General features: G+C 63.1%; 6 protein-coding genes. 4 read left to right on the top strand and 2 right to left on the bottom strand.

The genetic code is table 11. The features are described 5' to 3' along the window. Nucleotides 1–891 (top strand): class I SAM-dependent methyltransferase (locus PF446_RS07380; RefSeq protein WP_298070694.1); only part of this gene is annotated, 891 nt, incomplete at its 5' end. Nucleotides 892–900: 9 nt separating this feature from the next. On the opposite strand, the gene PF446_RS07375 is transcribed toward PF446_RS07380, so the two are convergent. Then, nucleotides 901–2,049 (bottom strand): carbohydrate porin, encoded by a 1,149-nt coding sequence (locus tag PF446_RS07375; protein ID WP_298070692.1) that lies wholly within the window; start codon nucleotides 2,047–2,049, stop codon nucleotides 901–903. 124 nt (nucleotides 2,050–2,173) lie between these two features. On the opposite strand from PF446_RS07375, the gene PF446_RS07370 reads away from it, so the two are divergent. After that, on the top strand, nucleotides 2,174–2,593 hold the full coding sequence (locus PF446_RS07370; protein ID WP_298070689.1) for a hypothetical protein: 420 nt from the start codon (nucleotides 2,174–2,176) through the stop codon (nucleotides 2,591–2,593). A gap of 89 nt (nucleotides 2,594–2,682) precedes the next feature. On the opposite strand, the gene PF446_RS07365 is transcribed toward PF446_RS07370, so the two are convergent. Then, nucleotides 2,683–3,144: a GNAT family N-acetyltransferase gene (locus tag PF446_RS07365; RefSeq protein WP_298070687.1), complete on the bottom strand. Its 462-nt coding sequence runs from the start codon at nucleotides 3,142–3,144 to the stop codon at nucleotides 2,683–2,685. A 161-nt stretch (nucleotides 3,145–3,305) separates the two neighbouring features. Between PF446_RS07365 and egtB the strand changes: the two genes are divergently transcribed. Together egtB and PF446_RS07355 are read left to right on the top strand one after the other, a co-directional pair. Continuing rightward, the gene (gene egtB / locus PF446_RS07360) at nucleotides 3,306–4,574 is read left to right on the top strand and encodes an ergothioneine biosynthesis protein EgtB (RefSeq protein WP_298070685.1); all 1,269 of its coding nucleotides are present in this window, start codon (nucleotides 3,306–3,308) and stop codon (nucleotides 4,572–4,574) included. Continuing rightward, on the top strand, nucleotides 4,571–4,815 hold a 245-nt coding region (locus tag PF446_RS07355), incomplete at its 3' end, for an L-histidine N(alpha)-methyltransferase (RefSeq protein ID WP_298070684.1). The genes egtB and PF446_RS07355, both read left to right, overlap by 4 nt.

The raw sequence follows: 4,815 nt of genomic DNA, 5'->3' as shown, positions 1-4,815 counted from the left end.
CTGCAAAAGCGCCTGTCCCGCGAAGGCATCACCTGCTACCGCGCCTATGACCAGGACCTGCCCGAATACGCACTGGCCATCGATGTGTACGAGGACTGGCTGCACCTGCAGGAATACCGGGCGCCGGCCAGCGTGCCTGAGCACGTGGCCGCAACCCGCGTGCGCGAGGCGGTACGTGCGGCTGCGGAAGTTTTCGGCATCCCGCGCGAGCGTATCGCGGTCAAGCAGCGCCGGCGTGGCCGGGGCGGTTCCAGGTACGGTCAACTGGAGCAGCGCGGGCAGATGCTGGAGGTCGGCGAGAGCGGCCTGCGTTTTCTGGTCAACCTGACCGATTACCTCGACACCGGTCTGTTCCTGGACCATCGCCTGGTGCGTGCGCGCCTGGGCGAGCTGGCTGCCGGCAAGCGCTTCCTGAACCTGTTTGCCTACACCGCCACGGCCTCGGTGCATGCCGCCTCCGGCGGTGCGCGCGAGACGGTCAGCGTCGACCTGTCCGGCACCTACCTGGACTGGGCCTCGCGGAACCTGGCGCTGAATGGCTTCAGCGGCGCGGACCATCGTCTGATCCAGGCTGATGCGATGGCCTGGCTGAAGGAGGACCGCAGCCAGTACGGCGTGATCTACGTCGATCCGCCGACGTTTTCCAACTCCAAGCGCACGCAGGATGATTTCGACGTGCAGCGCGACCACGTCGCCCTGTTGCTTGCCTGCGCCGAGCACATGGAGGCGGATGGCGTGCTGGTGTTCTCGAACAATTTCCGCCGCTTCAAACTGGACCGCGAGTCGCTTGAGTCGCGTTTCACCATCGAGGACTGGAGCGCGGCATCGATTCCCTTCGACTTCGCCCGCCGCAGCAACATCCACGGGTGCTGGATCCTGCATCTGCGCTGAGTGGAATGCTCAAAGTTGCAGGCGCATCCTGAGGCCGGCCACCAGAGCGTTGGACTGGCGGCGAATGGCCCCCGGATCGATGATGTACTGCATGTCCGGCTGCAGGGTCAGGACGTGATTGAGCGGGACCGACCAGGTCAGTTCGAACACGGTTTCCGCGCGCTTGCTTCCCGGGCTGGAGCTGCGGAAGGTGGTGCTGGTATACGCGCGCGCCACCGCCAGCCCCAGCACGTCGCCGCGGCCAGGCAGGAACACGCCCGTGGCCCGCACCCCGGCGCCGAAATAGCGCCGGAACAGATTGTGCGGAGCCGCCGAGCCCAGCTGCACGAAAGCATCCACCGGCGGTTGCCCCGGGCCGGAGGCCAGCAGGCGCATCTGGCCGATCAGGTAGAGACCGACGTCCTGTCGCCGCACGCGTCCCGTGGGATCGGTGTATGCGCTGGTCTGTCCCCAGGCCCCCAAGGCCAGTTTCCACGGCCGGGCGCCTTCGCGCTCAATGCCACCCTCGAGCCCGGAGAACAGGCCGTCGCCCCGGCGCAGATGGATGTGTGTGCCGTCCGGATGACCGGGCAGGCCGGGCGTGCCGTCGTAGACCCCGCCTATGAGATAGGCACCCGCTTGGTCTTGCCAGCGCAGGGCCGCACCGAGAGCGGTGACGGGAAAGATCGAGACATTGCTTTGCGAGATGGTGGGTTCAATGCCGAATGAACTGTTGAGGAACACACCTGCAGCGTCGAGACTGTTGAACAGCGCATTGTAATCCTGCAGGCCCAGCCGCAACTGCAGGTCGGCAGCGGGCATGTCACGCTGGTACCAGGCCTCGAACAGGCGCACCGTGTTGCGTGCCTCGGCATTGTCCAGACCCTGCAGGTCGCCGGCACGTCGCGATATCGAACTTCCGGTCGTCGCCATCAGGTCCACATGCAGGCGGCCATGTGGCGATCCGCCCCAGGCCGTAGCAGGGGCATCGAAATCCAGGTGCAGCAGACCGGGACTGCCGATGCCGCGCTGATGCCCGCCATGCACCACGTACAGACCATCCTGCACATAACTCAAGTGCACCTGGAGCTTCCGGGCGGAGGTGGCGGCGAAGGTTGCCGGGACCACCGACAGCGCCACCAGAAGTGCCCCTGTCCGGATCAGGCAGTTTCCACGCATAAAAACACAATCCTTTGAAATATATGATTTAAATATATATTTTCTCCTCGGGATGATCGTTGCGCAGCTTCAGACTCGATTCAGCGCAGCCGTTACAAGCTGCAGTTGTACTCAGGAGAACCCCATGACCAAGCCCCTCATCAAAACCGTGCTTTGCCTGACAACGATGTTTGCCCTGGCCTGTGCCCCGGCCGCATTCGCCGATCATGGGTATCATCGCGGTCACGGTGATTACGGCTACCGTGGCGATCGTGGCCATGCGGTGCGCTATTACGGCCATGGCTATCGCGATCATGACCGTCGGTACGGGTATCGTGATCATTTCGGTCTTTGGGTGGCCGGCGCCATCGTGCTGGGCGCATTGACCCAACTGGTGGTGGACGCCACCCAGCCCGCGACCACGGTGTATTACAGCAATCCGCCGGTCGTCGATACGCGCACCCGCGTGATCTATCGGGACCGCCCGGTGCAGCAGGTGTATGTCGATCCGTACCGTACGCGATATATTGGTCACGACGACGAAGATTACGACGACGGCGAATGACGCGTCGTGCGGACGGCAAACCACCATGCATTGCAAACCCGGCATCGCGCCGGGTTTTGCCTTGACTGAAGTTGCGCCGGCGTCATGCATCAATCGACTGCAAGGGTATAGAAAAAGTCGCCGTCGCGCTGGAAGCCGACGTCCTCGTACAAGGCCTGCGCGTTGCGGTTGTCGGCGGCGGTGGAAAGGGTGACGCGACACGCGCCGGTCCGGCGAGCATGAGTACGCGCACGCTCAAGCAACGCACGGCCCACGCCCCGACCCCGCGCATCGGACAGCACGAACAGGTCATTGAGGATCCACAAGCGCCGCGCGCTTACCGAGGAAAACCCCGGATACAGTTGCGTGAATCCCGATGCTGATCTTTCATGGGTGCCTGACTCGGCCAGGAAGATCACCGATTCGCGCAGCGCCATGCGTTCGTGCAGGAAGGCATGGGCGAGCGCTGGATCCGCCGGTTGTTGATAAAAGACGCGGTAGGCATCAAACAGAGGTACCAGCATGTCGATGTCGTCCAGACTGGCTTGGCGAGTGGTGATGTTGGCTGTCATCGAAGGGCTCTCCAGCAGGCACAAAAGTCCCATCCTAACGTCGCAGGTGGAAGGGTCACCATACAATTTCACATCGAACCCATCGTTCTTTGTGCCCTTCATGGTGCTCTGGTAGGGTCATGCATAGCGCATCCAGTAGATGCACGGAGCGAGCGCATCGGATGAATGCCCAGTCCCTATTGCATGATGACAAGCCGCGTGCCGAGACCCTCAAGGCACGCTATGCACGGGTACGCGATGACACCCTGTTCCTGTGTGCAACGCTGGCACCGGAAGACACCGTCGCGCAGTCCATGCCCGATGCCAGTCCGGCCAAATGGCATCTGGCGCACACCACCTGGTTCTTCGAGAAGTTCGTGCTCGGTCGTGATCCGGACCGGACTGCCTTGCATCCGGAGTGGCACTACCTGTTCAACTCCTATTACCAGTCGGCGGGTCCCATGCATGCAAGGCCGCAGCGGGGACTGATCACGCGCCCGACGCTGGAGCAGATCATCGACTATCGTCATCAGGTCGATGAACGCGTGCTTGCCATGCTTGAGCACGGTGTCGATGACGAGCTGACCTCCGTCGTGATCCTCGGACTGCATCACGAGCAACAGCATCAGGAGCTTCTGCTGACCGACATCAAACACCTGTTTTCGTGCAACCCGCTGGAGCCGGTCTACATGGAACTTGCGCGCGCGTCTGGTGCGCGAGCGCAACCGTTGCGGTTCCTCGACCGGCCCTCGGGCGTGGTCCGGACCGGCCATGAGGGTGACGGTTTTGCCTACGACAACGAGTGCCCGCGACACGACGAGTTGCTGCATCCCCACCGTATCGCGCACCGCCCCGTGAACAATGCCGAGTTCATCGCGTTCATCCGTGACGGCGGCTACAGCACGCCCACGCTGTGGATGTCCGAGGGATGGCAGGTGGTGCAGGACGAGGGTTGGCAACATCCGTTGTACTGGTCAGGGGATCTGGCCAGCGAGTTCACGCTGAGCGGACGGCGCGAAATCGATCCGTACGCGCCGGTGTCGCACGTGAGCTTCTTCGAAGCCGACGCCTACGCCCGATGGGCCGGGGCCCGCCTCCCGACCGAGGCCGAGTGGGAGACCCTGGCCCGCGAACAGCCCGTGCAAGGCAACCTGCGCGGCCGTGGCCTGCTGCATCCGGCCCCGGCCCCGGACGATGACGGGTTCGGCCCGGTCCAGCTTTACGGGGATGTGTGGGAATGGACGTCCAGTCCGTATGTGAACTATCCGGGTTTTCGTCCGCTTGCCGGTGCCCTGGGCGAGTACAATGGCAAGTTCATGTGTGGTCAGTGGGTCCTGCGTGGCGGGTCCTGCGTGACGCCGGATGACCACATCCGGGCCAGTTACCGCAATTTCTTCTACCCCGCGAGTCGCTGGCAATTCACCGGAATCCGGCTGGGAAGGGATGCATGAGTTCAACAGCGTTCGACGCCGAGCTTCACGACCTTCATCCCAGTGCCGACGATATCCTCGGCGATGTGCTGGAGGGACTTTCGTGCCAGCCGCGCCGGTTGCCCTCGAAATATTTCTACGACGCCCGCGGCTCGAAATTGTTCGAGCAGATCTGCGCGCAACCGGAGTATTACCTCACGCGCGCCGAGCTTGCGCTGATGCAGACGCATCTGGACGCCATCGCCGCAACGCTCGGTCCTGA

The organism is Oleiagrimonas sp., from assembly GCF_027858935.1.
Classification (GTDB): domain Bacteria; phylum Pseudomonadota; class Gammaproteobacteria; order Xanthomonadales; family Rhodanobacteraceae; genus Oleiagrimonas.
The sequence above is the reverse complement of the archived record's forward strand: the minus strand, read 5'-3'. Positions and strand labels throughout refer to the sequence as shown.